We start from the raw sequence: 16,161 nt of genomic DNA, 5'->3' as shown, positions 1-16,161 counted from the left end.
GGGGAGGCGCGGGAGGAAGCCACTATCCCCGACGCCCCGGCCACCCCGGGGTGTGCGACGAGAGGAATCGCTCATGAGCGAAACCGGAGCTCGCGGCGACGACGTCTACCAGCCCCAGCCCGAGGACGAGCGCTCCGAAGGCCAGCCGGACATGGATGACAGCGTGGGGGAACTCGGCACCGACGCCCTTCTCGACCAGGGGTACTCGCCACCGGAGCGCCCTTACGCCAGCGAGCGCAACCCCACCACGGGCGAGGAACAGCGTCTCGGAGAGAGCCTGGACGACCGCCTCGCCCGCGAAGTCCCCGACCAGCAGCCCGAGCCGGGGGACGGTGTGGGCGACCTGCCGGGTGGGGAGGGAGAGCCGATCGACCCCGAGGTGGGAGATGCGCGCGCCGGTCGTCTGGCGCCGGCCACCGAATCCCCCCGCGAGAACAACGTGCTCGCCCACGACGTCGGCGTGGACGCCGGTGCCGCCTCGGCGGAGGAAGCCGCCGTCCATGTGATCGAGGACCTGGAGGAAGAGCAGCCGTAGACCTGAGCTGCGGCTACGGTCCGCTGTGGCGGGGGAGAGCGGTCGCTCCCCCAGTGGGCTCTGCGTGCCGGGTGGGGAGGCGACCGCGCGCGCATGCCGGTGCGGGCCCGGTGGACGAGGTCCGCGGCGGTCGGCGTGGCGAGGGCCGCGGGTGACTCCGCCGGAAGGCGTTCGGCGACTGCCGGAGACTCCTTCTCACCCAACGGGCGGGCGGGCAGATCGGTCTCGGTGAGCAGCGCTACCGGGCCGGCCCGCGGATGGGCTGCGCCCGCCTCTCCGACGGTGAACGACGAACATCGGCGTCGTCGCGGTGTACCGGCCTGCCCTGGGTCCCGGGCGGGTGACGAGGTGGAACGCTTCAACCTGTCGGCCGTGCCGGGGTCGCCTTGCCTCGCCTCGCACCGCACCGCCAGATCGCCTCGCAGAAGCCGTGGTCTGCGCATCGGGCACGCGTACCTCGTCGCCCAGGCCGCCACCGTCCTCACCCGGACGGGCCGCACCGTCGAGGCGCACCGACTGGCCGGCTCACCCGCGGCCGCCCTCGACGACCTGCTGGAATGCGGTCGTCGACAGAGCGAACGGCAAGTCATCGGCCCGATCGTCACCACCCCCTGGCGGTCGGCTACCGCCTGTTGCCGGCTGCTGCTCGGCCGTCCCGCTCGACGCCGAGGAACTGGAGGCCGCTCGCCGCTGGCGCGCGCCCCGCTGCGTCTGCCGGCCGCTGCGCGCCCTCGGCACCGCCACGGGGGTCAGGTCGGCCTGATGGCCGCCGAACATTCCCCCGAACAGTCCGTCGACCTCCTGAACGCCGTCGACCCCACCCCCGAACTCGTTTCCGCACACCTCACTCACGGCGGCATGCTCATCGGGGCGAGCCGCCACGACGCAGCCCGACAGACCCTGCGGGAAGCGGCCCGGCACGCTGAGCGGATCGGCGCCATCCGCTTGCGTGGCGTCATCGCCGCTGACTGCCTGCCGGTGAGCGCGAACCCGAAGTCCCATGTCCACGCCCGCCGGATCTCGGAGGTACCCCCGGCGGCCGCCGGGGAGCGCGGCTTCGAACAGTTCGCGCCGGTTTCTTCGGATTCCCCGTCAGATGCTGCCGACGACCTGGGCAAGGTGTCACGGCAGGTCATGAAGTACGCAAAGCGCAACGCATCGCCCGCTGACCCGCAGCAACGCATGGCGCATACACCGACCCTGGCCGAATGTGCCCCTGGCCCATGCGGGATGGAGGCGGAAGCATCCACGGTGTTGGTACAACGTCCACGAGACGGGAGTGACCCATGTTTGCTCGTACGTCACGTATTGCTGTCGCGGCAGCCGCCACCGTCCTGGCCCTGGGTACGGGCGCCGCCACCGCGAGCGCCGCACCCGCCCCGAGGAACTGCGTGCTCAACGTCGATTCAGGCAGCATGCGGTGCTACGACACGTTCCAGGATGCCGTCACCGCCTCCACCAACGGACGGATCACCGACGCGCCGCTGTCGGCGAAGCACATCGACCAGAAGCTGGTCGACCGTCTCAAGGGCTCCTCGGGCACCGCAGGTGCCCAGGCCGTGCAGCTCGGTGTCGTCTACACGGACTCGAACTACCGCGGCTCCGCCCTGGTCTTAACCGGCGGCAGCGCCTGCGGGAGCGGCAACGGCCGGGACGGACAGATCGACCTCGAAGGCACCTGGAACAACTCGGTCAGTTCGCTGACCACGCTGTCCTGCTGGCTGGAGTTGTGGGATGCGCCCAACGCCTCCGGCGTCCACCAGGAATACCAGCAGTCCACCTCGTACGTCGGAGACGCGATGAACGACCGGGCGAGCTCGATCGCCCTGCTGTAGCGGATCCGGCACGCAGCGGCGCCCCGCCCCCCGCGCATCGCGGAGGCGGGGCGCCCCTGCGTGAATGCTGCCTGGAGGACACGGACACCACCCGCCTGCGCCCGCGTTCTCGCGGTCGCGCCGCCCGAACACACGATCAGCCGCGACAGCGCCGGAGCGAACCGCGTGCGAACCCCGCAGGTCGGGACACTGAGCAGGACGCTTCCCGGCCGGTCGCGGAAACAGCGATGAGTTTCGACGGTCCGGCAGGTCTCACCATCGTTGTCGACACCACAGGAGGAGCACGTGCCCCAGCTTCTGAGAGTCCAGAACTTCAACGTCTCAAGTGACGGGATCGGTGCCGGTGAGGACCAGACCCTTGAGAGGCCGTTCGGTCATGTCGATCCCGGGAGGCTGTTCGCCTGGGCCGGCGCCACCGCGAGCTGGCCCATGCGCACCGAGCCCGGAGGGAGCCGGGGCATCGACGATTACCTCACGCGGGACTACGCCCACAACATCGGCGCCGAGATCATGGGCCGCAACAAGTTCGGGCCCCAGCGCGGGCCCTGGCGCAACCACGAATGGCAGGGGTGGTGGGGTGATGAACCTCCGTTCCACACCCCGGTGTTCGTCCTGACCCACCACGAGCGTCCTTCGCTCACACTCTCCGACACCACGTTCCACTTCGTCGACGGTGACCCTGCCACGGTTCTCCAGCAGGCCCGGGAGGCCGCGCAGGGCAAGGACGTCCGACTCGGTGGCGGGGCCACGACCATCCGGGAGTTCCTCGACGCAGACCTGGTCGACACCATGCACGTGGCGGTCTCACCGGTGAGGCTCGGGTCCGGAGTACGCCTCTGGGCCTCCCCCGATGAGCTGCTCGACCGCTTCCACCTGGAGGTCGTTCCCAGCCCGAGCGGGGTGACGCACCACCTGTTCTGGCGAAAATGAATGGTCTCCAGGCTGCCCCGCCGACGGTTTTCGCCTGCCGGCGCCGGCTCTTGAACGGGCCGGCCCGTCCTGCCGCGTGCGGCCGGCCGACCATGGCCGCAATGCCTCGACCGGCCCGTTCCGGGTGAACTCCTCAGGTCCGGCGATGGTCCGCCGGACCGCTTCGCGTCCTACGACGGTGTGGACAACGGAGCCGAGCGGAGTTCGCCGGTGCTGCGCCGCGTCCGTACCGCCGGGGGGTTTTCGGCACACTTGCCCACGGCGATCATGGAAACGATCGCCCAGCCCGGATTCGGGTCGAGCTCTTCGGTGAGCGCCGCGAGGTCGAAGGCACGGAACTGGTGGGACGACAGTCCCATCGCCTGGGCCTGGATGGTCAGGTGGGCCACGGCCTGACCGAGGTCGTAGTCGGCGAACTCGGAGTAGAGGGTTCCCGAGTCGTCGAAATACCGGCGGGTGAACGTGACGATGAGCAGACTCGCGTCCATGGCCCAGCGGGCCGAGCCGGCCGCAAGCCGAGGCACCACGCGGGCGTACTCCGGCTCGCCGGGCCTGGCCGGTAGAAACCCCCATGGCTGGGAGTTCCCGGCGGAGGGCGCCCACCTGGCCGCTTCGAGCAGCAGGTCGAGGGCACGGTCGTCGACTTTGACCGACGGGTCGAACGCGTACGGGCTGAAGCGGCCGGTCAGGAGCGGGTGGACCCCATCGGGCCGCATGAGATCTTCGGTCATATGGGCTGACAACAGCGCGCCGAGCGGGTTCATTTCCGGTCGGTGGCCGGTGCTCGGCATCCCGATACGTGCTGGTGCCCCTCCGGACGATGCCCATGGTTTCCTGGCCTTGCCGTCGGCCGGGTCGGCCGACCATGGCGAAGGACGCCACCCAGTCGCGGCTGCGGTGGTCCGCCTCGTCACTCAGGACCGCCGGACAGGCAGAATGGGCGGATGATCGTTGATCTTCCTGTGGGCCTGACGGCTCGACACCCTGCGGCTGACGACCATCCTCGCGTGCTCGCGGTACTGGACGACTGGTGGGGTGGCCTCAAGGGCGGGGCGGGTGCGGTGGAACGCGCCTTGCTGCTGCCCCGGTTGTACTTCCAGCACTTCACCACCACCAGTTTCCTCATCGAACGCGCTGACGCGGAGGTCGCCGCCTTCCTCGTCGGTTTCCTGTCGCAGACGGAGCCCGACACCGCTTACGTGCATTTCGTCGGTGTCGACCCCGCCTTGCACGGCAAGGGTGTCGGACGCGCCCTCTACAGCGCCTTCTTCGCGCTCGCCCGGTCGCACGGACGCCGTTACGTACACTGCATCACCAGCGTGGAGAACAAAGCGTCGCAGGCCTTCCACACTCGGCTCGGATTCACGGCGTCGGGAGCGAAGCCGGACTACGACGGCCCCGGACTCGACCGAGTGGCGTTCACCATCGACCTCTCCCGGGACCCGGAGACCGCCGACCAACCGTGACCCGAAAGCCCCGGGGTTCGTCGCTGCCAGGCTGCGCGACGTCCGCTCGCCGCCCGCCGCTGTGGTGCCGGCCGGTCTGCGGGTCCTCAAGCCCCGGCGGCGCCGGCCTCGGGGCGGGGGAGTGCGTTGCGGAGACGGATGCCGCCGAAGGTCAGGGTGCTGGTGGTCACGGCGTCCCAGAAGTCCCACAGGTTGTCCAGGACGCGGAGTTGGATGCCGGCGTCCTGGTGCAGTCGCAGGAGGCTGCCCACGGGCTCGGCCGGGCCCAGAGGCTCGACGGGGCCCTTGGACACGTGGGCGAAAGGTACGGGATCGCCGATCGGGCGGAAGGACGCGGCGGGGAGCCGGTAGGCGAAGAGCTCCACACCCAGGAACCGTTCCACCCAGCCGTACTCGATCGCGTGGACCCGCGAGCCGCCGCCGGGGCCGATGATGCGCTCCCTGTCGCCCTCGGCCGTCGCGGGCCCGGTCCAGGCCATGGCGCGGGGGCATTGGCGGGGAAACCAGTAGTCGGGAGCCTGTACGCCATCGACGGCCCATACGACAGCCTCCGGGTGGCGGGTGGTGGCGGCGACGTGAGGGAGGAACCGGCTGATCGTCGGGTCTTCTGAGAAGTGCAGCACTTCCCCGGGCCGTGGACGCATGGACCGGTTCTACCAGAGCTTCCCCGCGCTCCCAATACCGCGCGCCCGGCACCGACTGCCCAGGCCGAGGCCGGTGTGCGTCTCGGCCGGCGCCGCACGGGCTTCGCCGGTTGCCGACACGTTGCCGCCGGGACGGATCTCCACGTCGGCGTGCGCGGCGTCCCCCAGAACGCGGGGCACAGTGTCCCGCGCCGTCTGTTCGGTGATCCGCTACGGGACGGTCAGAACGACCGTACGGCCGTCCGGGTCGGTCAGGATGTGCCGCCCGGCCACCCGGGTCAGGGAACCACGCCCCGCGGTCAGCCCGAGATGCAAGTACCCGGTCTCCGGCCGACGCGTGGCGGGGTACAACTCGATGACGCTCCCGTCGGCGAGGACCGCGGCGTAATGGTCCGGCCCGTCGCCGTGCCGCTCCGGTACGAATTCCAGACCGAGGCCGGCATAGAAATCCCGGCACGCCTCCAGCCGGGTCGTGTGGATCACGAGGAGGTCCACGTTCACGACGCCGACCCCGGGGCGGTGTCGCCGAGCATGGCCATCCGTCCCCGGAGCCGGGCGATGTGGACCCGTGTGCAGACGGTGGCCGACAGAACCGAAGCCCAGATGATCACGAACCACAAAGGAAATGCCTCTCAACGCCTCGGCGACGGCTCGGGAACATCGCCGCATACGCGCAGGCCTGTGGGGGTTCCACAGTGCTTACGCATCGCTCCCGCGCTTCTTCCTGACTTCCACCGCGCACATGTGCCTCGTCCGGACGCACAACCGCTTCGGGCCATGGTGTCCGTACTGCGACGGCGAGGACGGCGAGCCGCCGGTACCCCCTCCACCGACAGCCGCGATCACCCCGTGCCGGCTTGACCTCCTCACCTCTGCGGGCGGTCACTCGTTTCCCGGTTCTGGAGGCGCGGCCGAAAGGCGCCCCTCTACGACTTGACGAGCAGTGTGGTGGCGGTGAGGGCAACCAGGGCGAAGGGTGTGGCGATGAGGCACGCGAGGGTGGTGGCGATGATGGCAGGTGTGCGGTATTCGCGGGGGTCCGCGAAGTTCGCGCAGATCAGCAGAGGCGCTGAGGGAAGGAACGTCCAGGTTCCTTCGAGGATGCCGACGACTGACCAACCGAGTACCAGGACTGCGGTGATGACGCTGGAGGTCATGAACCATGCGCGGTTTCGGCGGAGGGTGAGTGGTATCCCGAGAAGGAGTGCGGGGACCGTGAGGTGGAAGACGGACCCGCCGTCGACAGCGACCGCGAGGGCGCACGGCAGCGGGAGGAACAGGGCTACCAGTGCGATTCCTGTCTGCCACCGGTGAGCGGTAGCCCTTTTCCCCCTGCTTCCCGACTCTTCGTCCGATGCGGCGTGCGTACTGACCGGCACGAGTTGCCCCCTGACCCTCGCTGATTTGAACACGTTCAGTCTATTGCGGAAGTCCTCGTCCGCCGTGGCGGGGGCGTAGTGACCCGCCCCACAGTCGGCCCCGCCCGTCCTCGCGTGCGCCGCCACACGTGGGGTTGTCGGTAGTGGTGAGTGAATTGCTTCGGGTGAGAAGGGCGCGTGCGTGGCTTGTCAGGAAGGTCCATGGCGCCCGCTGCGACGGCTTTTCGCCCATATGCGAATCCCGCCCCGAATCAAGAATCCATGTCCTTTCTTTCGTGAAGTTCTTGACGTGCGTCGGACGGATGTCGACCATGACTGGTAGTGCGTCCGAAGCCCCTGAGAGGGGGAGGCAGACATGATCCGGACCACGGACCGTGAGCGGCTCGTCCCGGTCACCGATGTTGACGGCATTCAGGTTTGCGTGACACCCGGACCGGACGGGTCCGTCGGGGTCGCGGTCAGCGGGGAGATCGACTTCCACTCCGCGGCCGCCTTGAGGCGGGCCGTCCTTGCCGCGCTCACCTCTTACCGCGGCCCCGTCACGATCGACCTCCGATACGTCACGTTCTGCGACTGCGGCGGCCTCGACGCACTCCTTATGGCCCGCGCCCATGCGGAGCAGGCCGGCCGCCCCCTGTGCGTCACCGGAGCAAGCCGTCAGGTGGAACGGCTCCTCCTGCTCACCGGAACCAGAACCTGCCTCATGTGAACCCGATTGCCGGACGCGACAGCTTCCTTCCCGGGCAGCCCAGCCGTGCGCGGCCGGCGCCGCCATCGCGAGCCGCACGGCATCGGCGCGGCCGGTCAGCGCGTCAGCGCAGGCGGCGGGCCCGCAGTACGACGTCGTGGGCGTGGTGCGCGCCGGCACCGCCCTCGGGCACGACGCGGGGCCGCTCCTCGTTCACCTCGACCTGCCAGTCGTCGCCGAGGAGCGCGGCCACCATCGAGGGCCAGACGTAGTCGGCGGGATCGAAGGAGTTGTCCTGCGCGGAGTGGTTCTCGTCCATGCCCGCGTGGTGGACGAGCAGGAGCGAGCCGCCGGGCGTGACGGCATCGAGCAGAGCGTGCTCGGCCGTCGACCCCGGCGTGCGGAGCAGCGCCGGGTATTGCGCGGAGACCAGGTCGAAGGACGCCCGCGGGAGTGCCGCCTCGGCCAGTCCGGCGTGCACCCAGCGGACGCCGACACCGGCGTCCCGGGCATGGGCGGCGGCCCGGGCCAGCGCCACCCCCGAGACCTCGAGGGCGGTGACGTCCCAGCCGGCGCGGGCGAGCCAGATGGCGTCCGCGCCCTCGCCGCAGCCGACGTCGAGCGCGCGTCCGGGGGAGAGGTCGGCGACCTCCGCGACGAGCGCCCCGTTGGGCTGCCCGCTCCAGAGCCGCTGACGCTCGGAGTAGCGGTTGTCCCATTCGTCGCGCACGGCGGGGTCGCCGACGTAACCGTCGGCGTGCGGGGGGATGACTTCTGCGGAGGTGTTGTCGGTCATGGCCCCACCGTCGCGCACTGCCTGCTCGCCGGGCCAGTCCTGTTGCCGAAACGGCAAAAGAGCGGAGACTCCGCACGTCCGCCGGCCGAGGACGGTCGGCCGCCCGCGGCCGTCGCCGTCGGAACGTGCGTCCGCCCCTCGCCACGACTGCACCCGAACGACAGGCCCTGTGGGGGAGCCCCAGCCCTCGGTCCTGGGGTAGGTGGATCGGAGCGCCGTCCGGACGGCGGACGGCGACCGGCTGCTCGGCCGCACGACCGGGACCGCTCCGGCAGACATGGGACGGGGCGACGCTTGACCTTGGTACCGGCTCGGAGGCTCCACTGTTGCGGCGCCTGCCCGCGGCGTCGGCAGCCGGGTACATGATCGGGTCGATGTGTGGGCAGCCGCATCCTGGGTCCGTACACGGCTTCAGGGAGGCGGAGTTGGCCAGGAGTGAGCTGACAGCAGGCGAGACGGCGGTTTGGGACCAGCTGGTCGCCGAGCTGAGCGGCACCGGCGGGAGGGCAAACCGGACGCGGCGTGGAGCTCGTCGACGGCGTCTGGCGATGACCGTAGCGATACTGGCGGCCGCGTTCGTCATGCTCGTGGTGGGCGCCATCGCAAGGGCCGAGGCTCTGGCGTGGAGCGGGGTGATCGTCTGGGTGAACGCGGTCCTGATCGTCTCCCACATCCAGGGACACGGGCCCAGGCTTCCTGTGCGCTGGTGAACCGCCGCAGGAGCCGCTCCTCAGTACTGCCGGTCGGTGTCCGGGTCGCACCCTGGCCGGGGTTCCGGCGACTGTCCGCGGAAAGGGGCCCAGAAAGCGGTCAGGTGGCCCTCACTCTCGGTGAGGCCGCCCCATCCGCGCGGAAGGTCCACCACCACGACGCCCGCCGTCGGGAGCCCGTCCCTCAATCGGTCCAGCAGTTTGGGCGGGCCGGATCCGCACAGGGCCGTGGCCAGCTCGTGAATGCCGGTGTTGTGCCCGACCAGCATCAGTGGGCTCACCCCCGACGCGCGTTCCGCCAGCACGGTCGCCAGCGTCGTCGGGGCCGCGTCGTAAAGCCTGTCGTCGTACACGGCGGGTGGCACGTCCGGCAGGGCCGGAGCGATCAGCTGCCACGTCTGTCGTGTCCTTCGGGCCGGGGAACACAGCACCAGGCGGGGCTCGAAACCTGCCGCGGCGAGCCAACGTCCCGTCTGCGGCGCCTCGGCCCGGCCCCGGTCGTTCAGGGACCGTTCGAAGTCCTCGGCGACGTGCTTGGGCACGGCCTTCGCGTGGCGTACCAGCAGTAGGCGGCATCCGGTGGCCGTGTCGAAGGCAGGGCTCGTCGCGTGGGGAGCGGGATCCGAGGACATGACCATCTCCTTCGCCGCGTTGCAGGTACAGGCCCATGGTGCGGGCAGGACGGAAAGTATGCCTCCTCATGAGGCAGTGGCGGTCGACGCTTTCGCCAGGGCTCGGCGGCGGCGATGTGGAGCGCCGGGCAGACACTCCACAGGGGGCGCGAGGAGTACGAGGGCCTTACGCAGGCACCGGAGGCGCACTGTGTGGGCGGGCAGGCCAACGTTTCGAGGCCTGGGCACTACCCCGGCACCCCAGGCCGCACCGTGCCATCGTGCCGTCCCGGCCGTGGCCGGGGGCCGGCGACCCGGCGCGCCACCGGCCACCGGGGCGGTTCAAGGGCGCCCACGCCGTGGAGTGTGGGATCAATCGTCTGCAACGTCACCGCGCCGTGGCCACGGATTCGACGAACTCGCCGTCCGCCATGCGACAACCGCGTTGATAGCAGTCATCAACACGTGGCGGTGACCATCGGATCCCAAGGAAGGTTCAGCCCTCTCGACCCTGCCATGTAGTGACGCAGACTTCGTTGTCCTCCAGGTCGGCGAGCACCCAGAACGCGGGGGCACGGGTCGCGGACACAAGGCGACCCCCAGCCGCCAGTGCGGTCTCGATCCGCCGGGCCGCCTCGTCATGCGGAACACAGATGTCGAAGTGGATGCGATTGCGCTGCGGGCGCGCCCGGTCCATCTGTTGGAACCAGACGGCCGGGCCCTGCCCTACCGGGTCGACGAGCGGATCCTCCGGCCCCTCGGCGCCCGCCTCATCCGTATAGCCCAGCACTGCCTTCCAGAACGGCCGAATCCCGGCGATGTCCAGCGCATCAACGGCGATCTCCAGAATCTGGACGGACCGCGGCGCCCCCGTTCCGATTTCGGGCCGTGTCAGAAACCCGGACTCGCCCGCGGCGGCGGCGATCCGACGCGCGAGTTCGACATCCCGGGCGGTAACCGCTGCGCGGTCCAACGACTGCAGAGTGAAGACGGCCCGATCGGGGCGGACATCGATCCGAAGGTGCCCGTCGGCGTCGGCGCCGCACACCGCGACGGCGTCCGCTGCCAAGCCGATCGCCTGAGCCAACGAACCGACCGGGACCGATGTTCGCAACGCGCCCAGCAAGAAACGCCACCCGTAGTCCTGGACCGCCTCCGACGCTTCCTGCCGACTCAACATCTGCTCCATGGCCCCATCCTTGCCTCGCCGACCATCCGAACGAAAGCTCCCGACCCGGAAAAGTTGCTCCTTTCAGCCCGGGGAGGCCGGAGGCGGACGGTGCCAGGCTCTCCGACCGCAACCTTCATGGCTGCAGGTCCGGGCCCGGGCCGGTGGCCGACGAGGGCCCACGCGGTACCTCGCTGCGGCTCGTTGCCGGACGAAGAATGATCTTGTGGGCCAGCGGCGGACGGTGTTGGCTCTCTTCGGACCATGGCCGGCGACAGTGCCGGAAAGGTCGACCAGGGGGGGAACCCAGATGAGTACTTACCGAGTTCGCGGACTCGCGGCTGTTGTTGCTGCGTCCGGCTTGGCTGCCGGCCTTGCTCTCACGGCCGGCATGGCGCAGGCCGATGGCACGACACCGGCTCCCGTACCGAGCAGCACGTGCACTGCGGCGCCGGCCCACACGCCGTCTCCGACCCGGGTTCCGGTTCCGACGTCGAGCACCACCTCGACCTCTACGCCGCTCCCGACTGTCACGCCGGTGCCGGCCAGGGTGGCGGCCGTGCGCTCCGTGCCCACTGGGACGTCGGGCCTGGCTTCCGCGCCGGCTCCCACCGTCACGGAGAATCCGACACCGAGCCCCACGTGCGCGCCGGTTCCGACGTGCTGGCCGTCCCCGAGTCGTGTTCCGGTTCCGACGTCGAGCCCCGCGTCCGTCGCGACGCCGCGTCCGACTGCCACGCCGGTGCCGACCCTGGCCCCGATGGTGCGGTCCGTGCCCGTCCAGAGCCCGACCCCGGTGCCCACCGTCACGGAGGTTCCGGTACCGAGCCCTACGTGTACTCCGGTCCCGACGATCGCTCCGTCTCCGGCGTCGAGCCCTACCGCCGCGCCGTCCCCGACGTCGAGGCCCAGTGGGCTCCCGTCGGCTTCCGTGCGGTGAAACAGCGGGTGAGTCCCGGGGCCACTGAGTCCTGCGGCCTGCCTCTCGAATGGTCCGACGCTTGCGGGTCCGGACGCGTCAGGTCCCTGCGGCGGCGTGTCGGCAGGTACACCGGCCGGTGGTCGATCTGGCGGCCCGTACCTGCCGGTGCGGGACGGCGGGCTACGGCTTGAGAAGCCGTTGCCGTACCGATCATGGAATCTGTCGATCGAACGGGAGTCACGATCGGGTGATCGCGGGCCCTGCCCGGCATGAGAGCAGGCCCTGGCGGTATACGGGGAAAATCCAGGGGAGCGAACGGCCGCGCGCTGCTACGGTCGGGCGCCATGAGCTGGCTTCCCGATGACTTCGTCCACCCCGTCCTGGTACCGCTGCCTGGCGGTGGGCATCACCTGCGGCCGATCCGGGAGGCGGACACCCCGCTCGACTATCCGGCTGTGATGGGTTCGCGCGAGCGGCTGTGGACCATCTTCGGCCCTGCCTGGGGCTGGCCCGCGGCCACCATGACCTACGAGGCCGACCAGGCCGACCTGTTGCGGCACGAGAAGGAGATAGCCGCACACCAGTCCTTCAACTACGCGCTGTTCGACGCGGCGGAGACAGCTCTGCTCGGCTGTGTCTACATCGACCCACCGGCGAGGGCCGGCGCGGACGGTGAGATCTCCTGGTGGGTGGTGGACGAGCTGGTGGGCAGCAAGGTCGAGCAGGCCCTCGACGCGCTGGTGCCCCAGTGGATCGCCGCCGACTGGCCGTTCGAGAAGCCGCGCCTCCTCGGCCGTGAGATCTCCTGGTCGGACTGGCTCGCCCTGCCGGAGCATCCCGACACGTAAGTGGTTGTTGCCCGTACCGACCTCGAAGGCTGTCCGAACGGGAGCCTCGATCGGGGTGACTGCGGCGGATTCCGCGCGTGAAAGCAGGGCCTCCAGGCAGCTCGGGGGGCGATCCCATTCCGAGTGGTTCCCGGAGGCCCTGTTGTTCCTGTTGTCCTTGTTGTGAGTCCCCGAGCATGTTGACTTCAACTCGCCTGCGGTGTCGTGCGATTGCCTCGCGCACGTGTACGGCAACGGCCGGACGGCCGCTCACATACGAGACCTGAGAGGTGCCCATGAGACGGCCCCCCTCGCAGGCCCGGAGGAGACTCAGGCGAGGCAGAACTCGTTGCCCTCGATGTCCTGCATCGTGATGCACGACTCGTTGACGCCATCGGCGCGCTGCGTCAGCACGTGTTTGGCGCCGAGCGCCATCAGCCGTGCGCATTATGAGTGATGATGGCGCAGCCCTCCCGCCCGTCGACGCACACCGTGCGGGCACGATCGCTGCCGTCGAGCGACTGTTCCCCCGCCACCGCTGAAGCCGGCAGTGACCAAAGTTCGATGGCGCAGGACGGTCGGGTGTCCAGTCGGGTACCGGCTGTCGCGTCGGGCGCGGAGTGAGGTCGGCGGTGGGTGTCCGGACAGTGCCCTACCGCCGGGGGAGCCGTGTGGTGGTCCGACCATGCAGGCACCGAAGGAACCCCCGTCACCGCAGACTGGTTCTACGCGTCCACGAAGCCGTCGGTCGTCGGGACCCGGGTGCCGCGCAACCGGCGGCGCTTGACGAGGAGAACGGCGGTGCGTGTGAGGACCATGGCCAGGGCCATGAACACGAAGGCGTTCGAGTAGACGTCCTGCCCGCTCAGTTTGTTCTCGATGCTGAACAGGATGACGTCCTGCGCGAACCAGTGCTCGGAACCGTAGGCGAACAGCACGCGGGACGCGGACATCAAGGTCCAGACGATCGCGTAGGCGATGCCGCCCCTGGTGTAGACGTCACCGTCGGGGGCTCGGTGGGCGGGCAGCAGAGTCGCGGCGATCAGGCCACAGACGACTCCGGCACCGATACCGGCCAGTTGGAGCCAGGGGTCGTTTCCGCCCAGGGGGAGCGTGCGGACGAAGAGCGCGATCACGATCACGATCGCGATGATCGAGCGCAGCAGCCGCATGTTGGTGATCTGGCGCGTGCCCAGGTCGGTGGACAGGATGATGATCAGGATCACCCCGCTGGCGATCAAGGCGGTCAGGAACGGGCTCATGGGGCAACCCCTCGTTTCGATGCCTACGGGGGCGCTTCGCGGCTCTCCCGGAACTTCCGTTCCCACGCTAGGGAATGGGAGGGGTGGACCTGGACAACCGACTGATGGACCGGCTGTCCACCAACAGGTGGACACGTGGGATCGGCGGGTGAGGCGTGGATGGGCCGCAGGGTGACGCCGAGCTCGCTTGCTCGGGCACCTGTGTCACTCGGCACCGCCGGCCCGTTCCGCGAGAGCAGCCGGCGCCAGAAGCGCGGTGCCGTCGGGAAGGTACTCGGCGTGCCCCGGCCGGCGCACCGCCGCCCTTGCGACAATGATCACGATTCGATGCGCGCCCTGACGCCCGTTCCGGGCGTACGGCTTCTCGGAGAACCTCCGGGGCACCTGCGGACGTCTCAGGGCTGGGTGGGTGTCATGTCATGGGCCCGCAGGCGCTGCTGTGGGCTTGGCGGGGGAGGCGATGGGGAGTGCCCGATTGGCTTCTTGTGGCACTCATACCGGGCGGCATGCTTGTTGTCGGACTCACGGTGCGGCGTGCGGCTTCGGGTCGCCGGCTGACGTGCCCTGAAGCGGATGGCGTGCGCGGGAACAACACCAGTCGTTGACCGTTCAAGCTGTGTGGGTGTGGGTGTGGGTGTGGGTGTGGGTGTGGGTGTGGGTGTGGGTGTGGGTGTGGGAAGGGGCGATGTCCCCGGGCCCAACCAAAAGCCTGCGGGGAAGATCGTTCGGCTGAAGCCCCGCAGTGCCCTCCGCCGCGAGGCGACCGCTCTTCCTTCAATCACATCCCTGAACGCCCAGGCCGGCCTCCGCCCGGCACGTCTGGGTCGCCCCGGCCAGACCCCTCGGGGTTGGCCGGGGCCGTCAAGCGTGCGCCCTCTGCCGAGCAGGCTTCGTCGGCCGGTCGCGGAGGCGATCAGCCCACGGCACCCTCATCCTTACCCTCGCCGAGGAGCGACTCGCCGGCGGGCCGGCGGCCTCGGACTCGCGACCGCCGTCCGTCGCAGCTACCCGAGCATCCCCGACCTGCTGCTCCTCGTGCACCCGTTTCCGTTGGGTCGTGTACGCCGGGCGGGGGCGGTGGGCCTGGCGGTGCCTCGCATTCCGAACCTTGGCCCGGACGGGTCCGGGCGCGATTCAGAAGACGCCTCCGTGTTGCCCTGCCTTGCGGCCGCGTTCGTCGAGGGGTGCCGGGGGAACGTCTCCGTAGGTGTAGGCGCTGCGGATGTGTCCGTCGAGGGCGTGGACGATGACCTGGGCGGGCGAGTGTTGCTTGGCGTGGTGGCGTGCGGCGTCGATCGCGTCCTTTTGCGTGCGGTGTGGTTCGTGCAGTAGCCGGCGTCCTTCTCTGCCCTCGACCTGCCACTTGACGCCTGCGGCGGCCGCTCGCTCGCTGGAGGGCGAGACGTGGTAGACGGTCAGTTTCGCTGTCATGCTCGTTCTCCTCGCCCATCAGGCGGGATCCGGGGTCGGCCTCGTGCGAGGCCGGTACGGGCTCGGCCATCCTGACCCGCCCCCTCCATGAGCAGGCTCGTTGTGTGCGGAGGGGCCACTGTCCGTGCCACCCCGGACACTGCGGGTGCTGGAATGGTCGTGCGGCTGCCGGTCCTGCGGAGAGTATTCCCGCCCAGCCCGTAGGGGACACCCGCGCGGGACCGCCGCGTGCGCCGAGGGGGATGACGGGCAAGCGCGGTCGGCAGATCACCGGTGACCTGAAGCGGTTCATGGAATCGGTCCTCCCCACCCGCGTCATGCCGCCCGGGTTCCGGCGGGTGGTGTCCGGTCGTCCGTTCGCCGCCGGGAGACCGCGGGCCGGGATCGTACGGCCCGCGGCACGGTGACCAACCTCCCGGCCCCCAGCATGGTTATGGCGGCGGGAGCCGGGCGACGCCGATGAGGCGTTCAGTCGGCAGGTCCGGCCCATGCCGTCTCGCCGGCGAGGTCCCGGGCCTGATGGGCGCGTTCTTCGATGAGCCGGCGGAACCCGGCGAGCGCGTACCGTTCGCCGGTGGCCGAACCGCGTCCGCGGATTCCGGCGATGTCGGCCATGAACTGCTGGGGCTGGGGCTGCCAGCCCACGACCAGGACCCGCAGACCCCAGCCCTCCGCCCGCCGATGCAGGTCCAACAGATGCAGCAGTCCCTCACGGTCCATCAGGACCACGCCATGCAGATCCACCATGAGTACCCGCTCATAGCCGGTGACCTGCTCCAGTACCTGCCCCAGCGCTGCCCCGCCGTCCGCGTCGAGTTGCCCGCCGACGATGGCCCAGAGGGTGTAGTCGCGGTGTTGGACGTCCACAGTGATCAATGCGTTGCCTCCCGTCACCCGGACGGCCGGTGCCTTCCGGGGCCATCATCTTGGCCTGACGGCCCGGCTGCCGGGTCCGTG

18 protein-coding genes and 1 pseudogene are annotated in these 16,161 nt (G+C 69.9%); 7 read left to right on the top strand and 12 right to left on the bottom strand.

Annotation, left to right across the window (positions count from 1 at the left end):
• Positions 1 to 73: 73 nt before the first annotated feature.
• The gene (locus NOD94_RS10490) at positions 74 to 535 is read left to right on the top strand and encodes a DUF5709 domain-containing protein (protein ID WP_281205538.1); all 462 of its coding nucleotides are present in this window, start codon (positions 74 to 76) and stop codon (positions 533 to 535) included.
• Between the two features lie 525 nt (positions 536 to 1,060).
• Here the strand turns inward: NOD94_RS10490 and NOD94_RS10485 are convergent.
• Positions 1,061 to 1,543 carry a hypothetical protein gene (locus NOD94_RS10485; protein WP_281205537.1) on the bottom strand — a complete coding sequence of 161 codons (483 nt, stop codon included), beginning with the start codon at positions 1,541 to 1,543 and terminating at the stop codon, positions 1,061 to 1,063.
• Positions 1,544 to 1,821: 278 nt separating this feature from the next.
• Between NOD94_RS10485 and NOD94_RS10480 the strand changes: the two genes are divergently transcribed.
• Together NOD94_RS10480 and NOD94_RS10475 are read left to right on the top strand one after the other, a co-directional pair.
• Entirely contained in the window at positions 1,822 to 2,370 is a 549-nt protein-coding gene (locus NOD94_RS10480) for a hypothetical protein (protein WP_281205536.1), read from the top strand.
• Between the two features lie 285 nt (positions 2,371 to 2,655).
• Positions 2,656 to 3,300 carry a dihydrofolate reductase family protein gene (locus NOD94_RS10475; RefSeq protein WP_281205535.1) on the top strand — a complete coding sequence of 215 codons (645 nt, stop codon included), beginning with the start codon at positions 2,656 to 2,658 and terminating at the stop codon, positions 3,298 to 3,300.
• 170 nt (positions 3,301 to 3,470) lie between these two features.
• Here the strand turns inward: NOD94_RS10475 and NOD94_RS10470 are convergent, their stop codons facing one another.
• Positions 3,471 to 4,031: a nitroreductase family protein gene (locus NOD94_RS10470; protein WP_281205534.1), complete on the bottom strand. Its 561-nt coding sequence runs from the start codon at positions 4,029 to 4,031 to the stop codon at positions 3,471 to 3,473.
• A gap of 276 nt (positions 4,032 to 4,307) precedes the next feature.
• Here NOD94_RS10470 and NOD94_RS10465 point away from each other — a divergent pair, with 276 nt between their 5' ends.
• Positions 4,308 to 4,766 carry a GNAT family N-acetyltransferase gene (locus NOD94_RS10465; RefSeq protein WP_281205532.1) on the top strand — a complete coding sequence of 153 codons (459 nt, stop codon included), beginning with the start codon at positions 4,308 to 4,310 and terminating at the stop codon, positions 4,764 to 4,766.
• An 86-nt stretch (positions 4,767 to 4,852) separates the two neighbouring features.
• On the opposite strand, the gene NOD94_RS10460 is transcribed toward NOD94_RS10465, so the two are convergent.
• The 3 genes from NOD94_RS10460 to NOD94_RS10450 form a co-directional block, all read right to left on the bottom strand.
• The gene (locus NOD94_RS10460) at positions 4,853 to 5,410 is read right to left on the bottom strand and encodes a DUF6886 family protein (protein WP_281205531.1); all 558 of its coding nucleotides are present in this window, start codon (positions 5,408 to 5,410) and stop codon (positions 4,853 to 4,855) included.
• 210 nt (positions 5,411 to 5,620) lie between these two features.
• Positions 5,621 to 5,911: a VOC family protein gene (locus NOD94_RS10455; RefSeq protein WP_281205530.1), complete on the bottom strand. Its 291-nt coding sequence runs from the start codon at positions 5,909 to 5,911 to the stop codon at positions 5,621 to 5,623.
• Between the two features lie 425 nt (positions 5,912 to 6,336).
• Positions 6,337 to 6,567 carry a hypothetical protein gene (locus tag NOD94_RS10450; protein WP_281205529.1) on the bottom strand — a complete coding sequence of 77 codons (231 nt, stop codon included), beginning with the start codon at positions 6,565 to 6,567 and terminating at the stop codon, positions 6,337 to 6,339.
• 577 nt (positions 6,568 to 7,144) lie between these two features.
• Between NOD94_RS10450 and NOD94_RS10445 the strand changes: the two genes are divergently transcribed.
• Complete coding sequence (locus NOD94_RS10445; protein WP_281205528.1) at positions 7,145 to 7,498, top strand: STAS domain-containing protein; 354 nt, start codon at positions 7,145 to 7,147, stop codon at positions 7,496 to 7,498.
• 103 nt (positions 7,499 to 7,601) lie between these two features.
• Here NOD94_RS10445 and NOD94_RS10440 read toward each other — a convergent pair whose 3' ends face one another.
• Positions 7,602 to 8,273, bottom strand: coding sequence for a class I SAM-dependent methyltransferase (locus NOD94_RS10440; protein ID WP_281205527.1), 672 nt, complete (start codon positions 8,271 to 8,273; stop codon positions 7,602 to 7,604).
• Positions 8,274 to 8,821: 548 nt separating this feature from the next.
• On the opposite strand from NOD94_RS10440, the gene NOD94_RS10435 reads away from it, so the two are divergent.
• Positions 8,822 to 8,983 carry a hypothetical protein gene (locus NOD94_RS10435; RefSeq protein ID WP_281205526.1) on the top strand — a complete coding sequence of 54 codons (162 nt, stop codon included), beginning with the start codon at positions 8,822 to 8,824 and terminating at the stop codon, positions 8,981 to 8,983.
• A 20-nt stretch (positions 8,984 to 9,003) separates the two neighbouring features.
• Here the strand turns inward: NOD94_RS10435 and NOD94_RS10430 are convergent, their stop codons facing one another.
• Positions 9,004 to 9,615: a histidine phosphatase family protein gene (locus NOD94_RS10430; RefSeq protein WP_281205525.1), complete on the bottom strand. Its 612-nt coding sequence runs from the start codon at positions 9,613 to 9,615 to the stop codon at positions 9,004 to 9,006.
• A 475-nt stretch (positions 9,616 to 10,090) separates the two neighbouring features.
• Complete coding sequence (locus NOD94_RS10425) at positions 10,091 to 10,783, bottom strand: VOC family protein (protein ID WP_281205524.1); 693 nt, start codon at positions 10,781 to 10,783, stop codon at positions 10,091 to 10,093.
• A 1,245-nt stretch (positions 10,784 to 12,028) separates the two neighbouring features.
• On the opposite strand from NOD94_RS10425, the gene NOD94_RS10420 reads away from it, so the two are divergent.
• The gene (locus tag NOD94_RS10420; protein WP_281205523.1) at positions 12,029 to 12,532 is read left to right on the top strand and encodes an N-acetyltransferase; all 504 of its coding nucleotides are present in this window, start codon (positions 12,029 to 12,031) and stop codon (positions 12,530 to 12,532) included.
• Positions 12,533 to 12,841: 309 nt separating this feature from the next.
• Here the strand turns inward: NOD94_RS10420 and NOD94_RS10415 are convergent.
• The 4 genes and pseudogenes from NOD94_RS10415 to NOD94_RS10400 all read right to left on the bottom strand — a co-directional run.
• Positions 12,842 to 12,964: pseudogene (locus tag NOD94_RS10415) on the bottom strand (VOC family protein); the annotation flags it as partial.
• Between the two features lie 272 nt (positions 12,965 to 13,236).
• Entirely contained in the window at positions 13,237 to 13,773 is a 537-nt protein-coding gene (locus tag NOD94_RS10410) for a hypothetical protein (protein WP_281205522.1), read from the bottom strand.
• A gap of 1,134 nt (positions 13,774 to 14,907) precedes the next feature.
• Entirely contained in the window at positions 14,908 to 15,204 is a 297-nt protein-coding gene (locus NOD94_RS10405) for a DUF2188 domain-containing protein (protein WP_281205521.1), read from the bottom strand.
• Positions 15,205 to 15,672: 468 nt separating this feature from the next.
• Positions 15,673 to 16,071: a hypothetical protein gene (locus NOD94_RS10400; RefSeq protein ID WP_281205569.1), complete on the bottom strand. Its 399-nt coding sequence runs from the start codon at positions 16,069 to 16,071 to the stop codon at positions 15,673 to 15,675.
• Positions 16,072 to 16,161 lie beyond the last annotated feature (90 nt).

The sequence above is a fragment of the Streptomyces sp. Isolate_45 genome, assembly GCF_024721315.2.
Taxonomy (GTDB): Bacteria; Actinomycetota; Actinomycetes; order Streptomycetales; family Streptomycetaceae; genus Streptomyces.
Note: the sequence above shows the minus strand (reverse complement) of the source record. Positions and strands in the feature narration are given on the sequence as shown.

Bases quoted from the DNA above. Each gene is read 5' to 3' on its own strand.
- NOD94_RS10460 (WP_281205531.1), bottom strand. From the start codon at position 5,410: ATGCGTCCACGGCCCGGGGAAGTGCTGCACTTCTCAGAAGACCCGACG.
- NOD94_RS10450 (WP_281205529.1), bottom strand. From the start codon at position 6,567: ATGACCTCCAGCGTCATCACCGCAGTCCTGGTACTCGGTTGGTCAGTC.
- NOD94_RS10430 (WP_281205525.1), bottom strand. From the start codon at position 9,615: ATGTCCTCGGATCCCGCTCCCCACGCGACGAGCCCTGCCTTCGACACG.
- NOD94_RS10435 (WP_281205526.1), top strand. From the start codon at position 8,822: ATGACCGTAGCGATACTGGCGGCCGCGTTCGTCATGCTCGTGGTGGGC.
- NOD94_RS10470 (WP_281205534.1), bottom strand. From the start codon at position 4,031: ATGACCGAAGATCTCATGCGGCCCGATGGGGTCCACCCGCTCCTGACC.
- NOD94_RS10480 (WP_281205536.1), top strand. From the start codon at position 1,822: ATGTTTGCTCGTACGTCACGTATTGCTGTCGCGGCAGCCGCCACCGTC.
- NOD94_RS10420 (WP_281205523.1), top strand. From the start codon at position 12,029: ATGAGCTGGCTTCCCGATGACTTCGTCCACCCCGTCCTGGTACCGCTG.
- NOD94_RS10440 (WP_281205527.1), bottom strand. From the start codon at position 8,273: ATGACCGACAACACCTCCGCAGAAGTCATCCCCCCGCACGCCGACGGT.
- NOD94_RS10410 (WP_281205522.1), bottom strand. From the start codon at position 13,773: ATGAGCCCGTTCCTGACCGCCTTGATCGCCAGCGGGGTGATCCTGATC.
- NOD94_RS10425 (WP_281205524.1), bottom strand. From the start codon at position 10,783: ATGGAGCAGATGTTGAGTCGGCAGGAAGCGTCGGAGGCGGTCCAGGAC.
- NOD94_RS10445 (WP_281205528.1), top strand. From the start codon at position 7,145: ATGATCCGGACCACGGACCGTGAGCGGCTCGTCCCGGTCACCGATGTT.
- NOD94_RS10490 (WP_281205538.1), top strand. From the start codon at position 74: ATGAGCGAAACCGGAGCTCGCGGCGACGACGTCTACCAGCCCCAGCCC.
- NOD94_RS10405 (WP_281205521.1), bottom strand. From the start codon at position 15,204: ATGACAGCGAAACTGACCGTCTACCACGTCTCGCCCTCCAGCGAGCGA.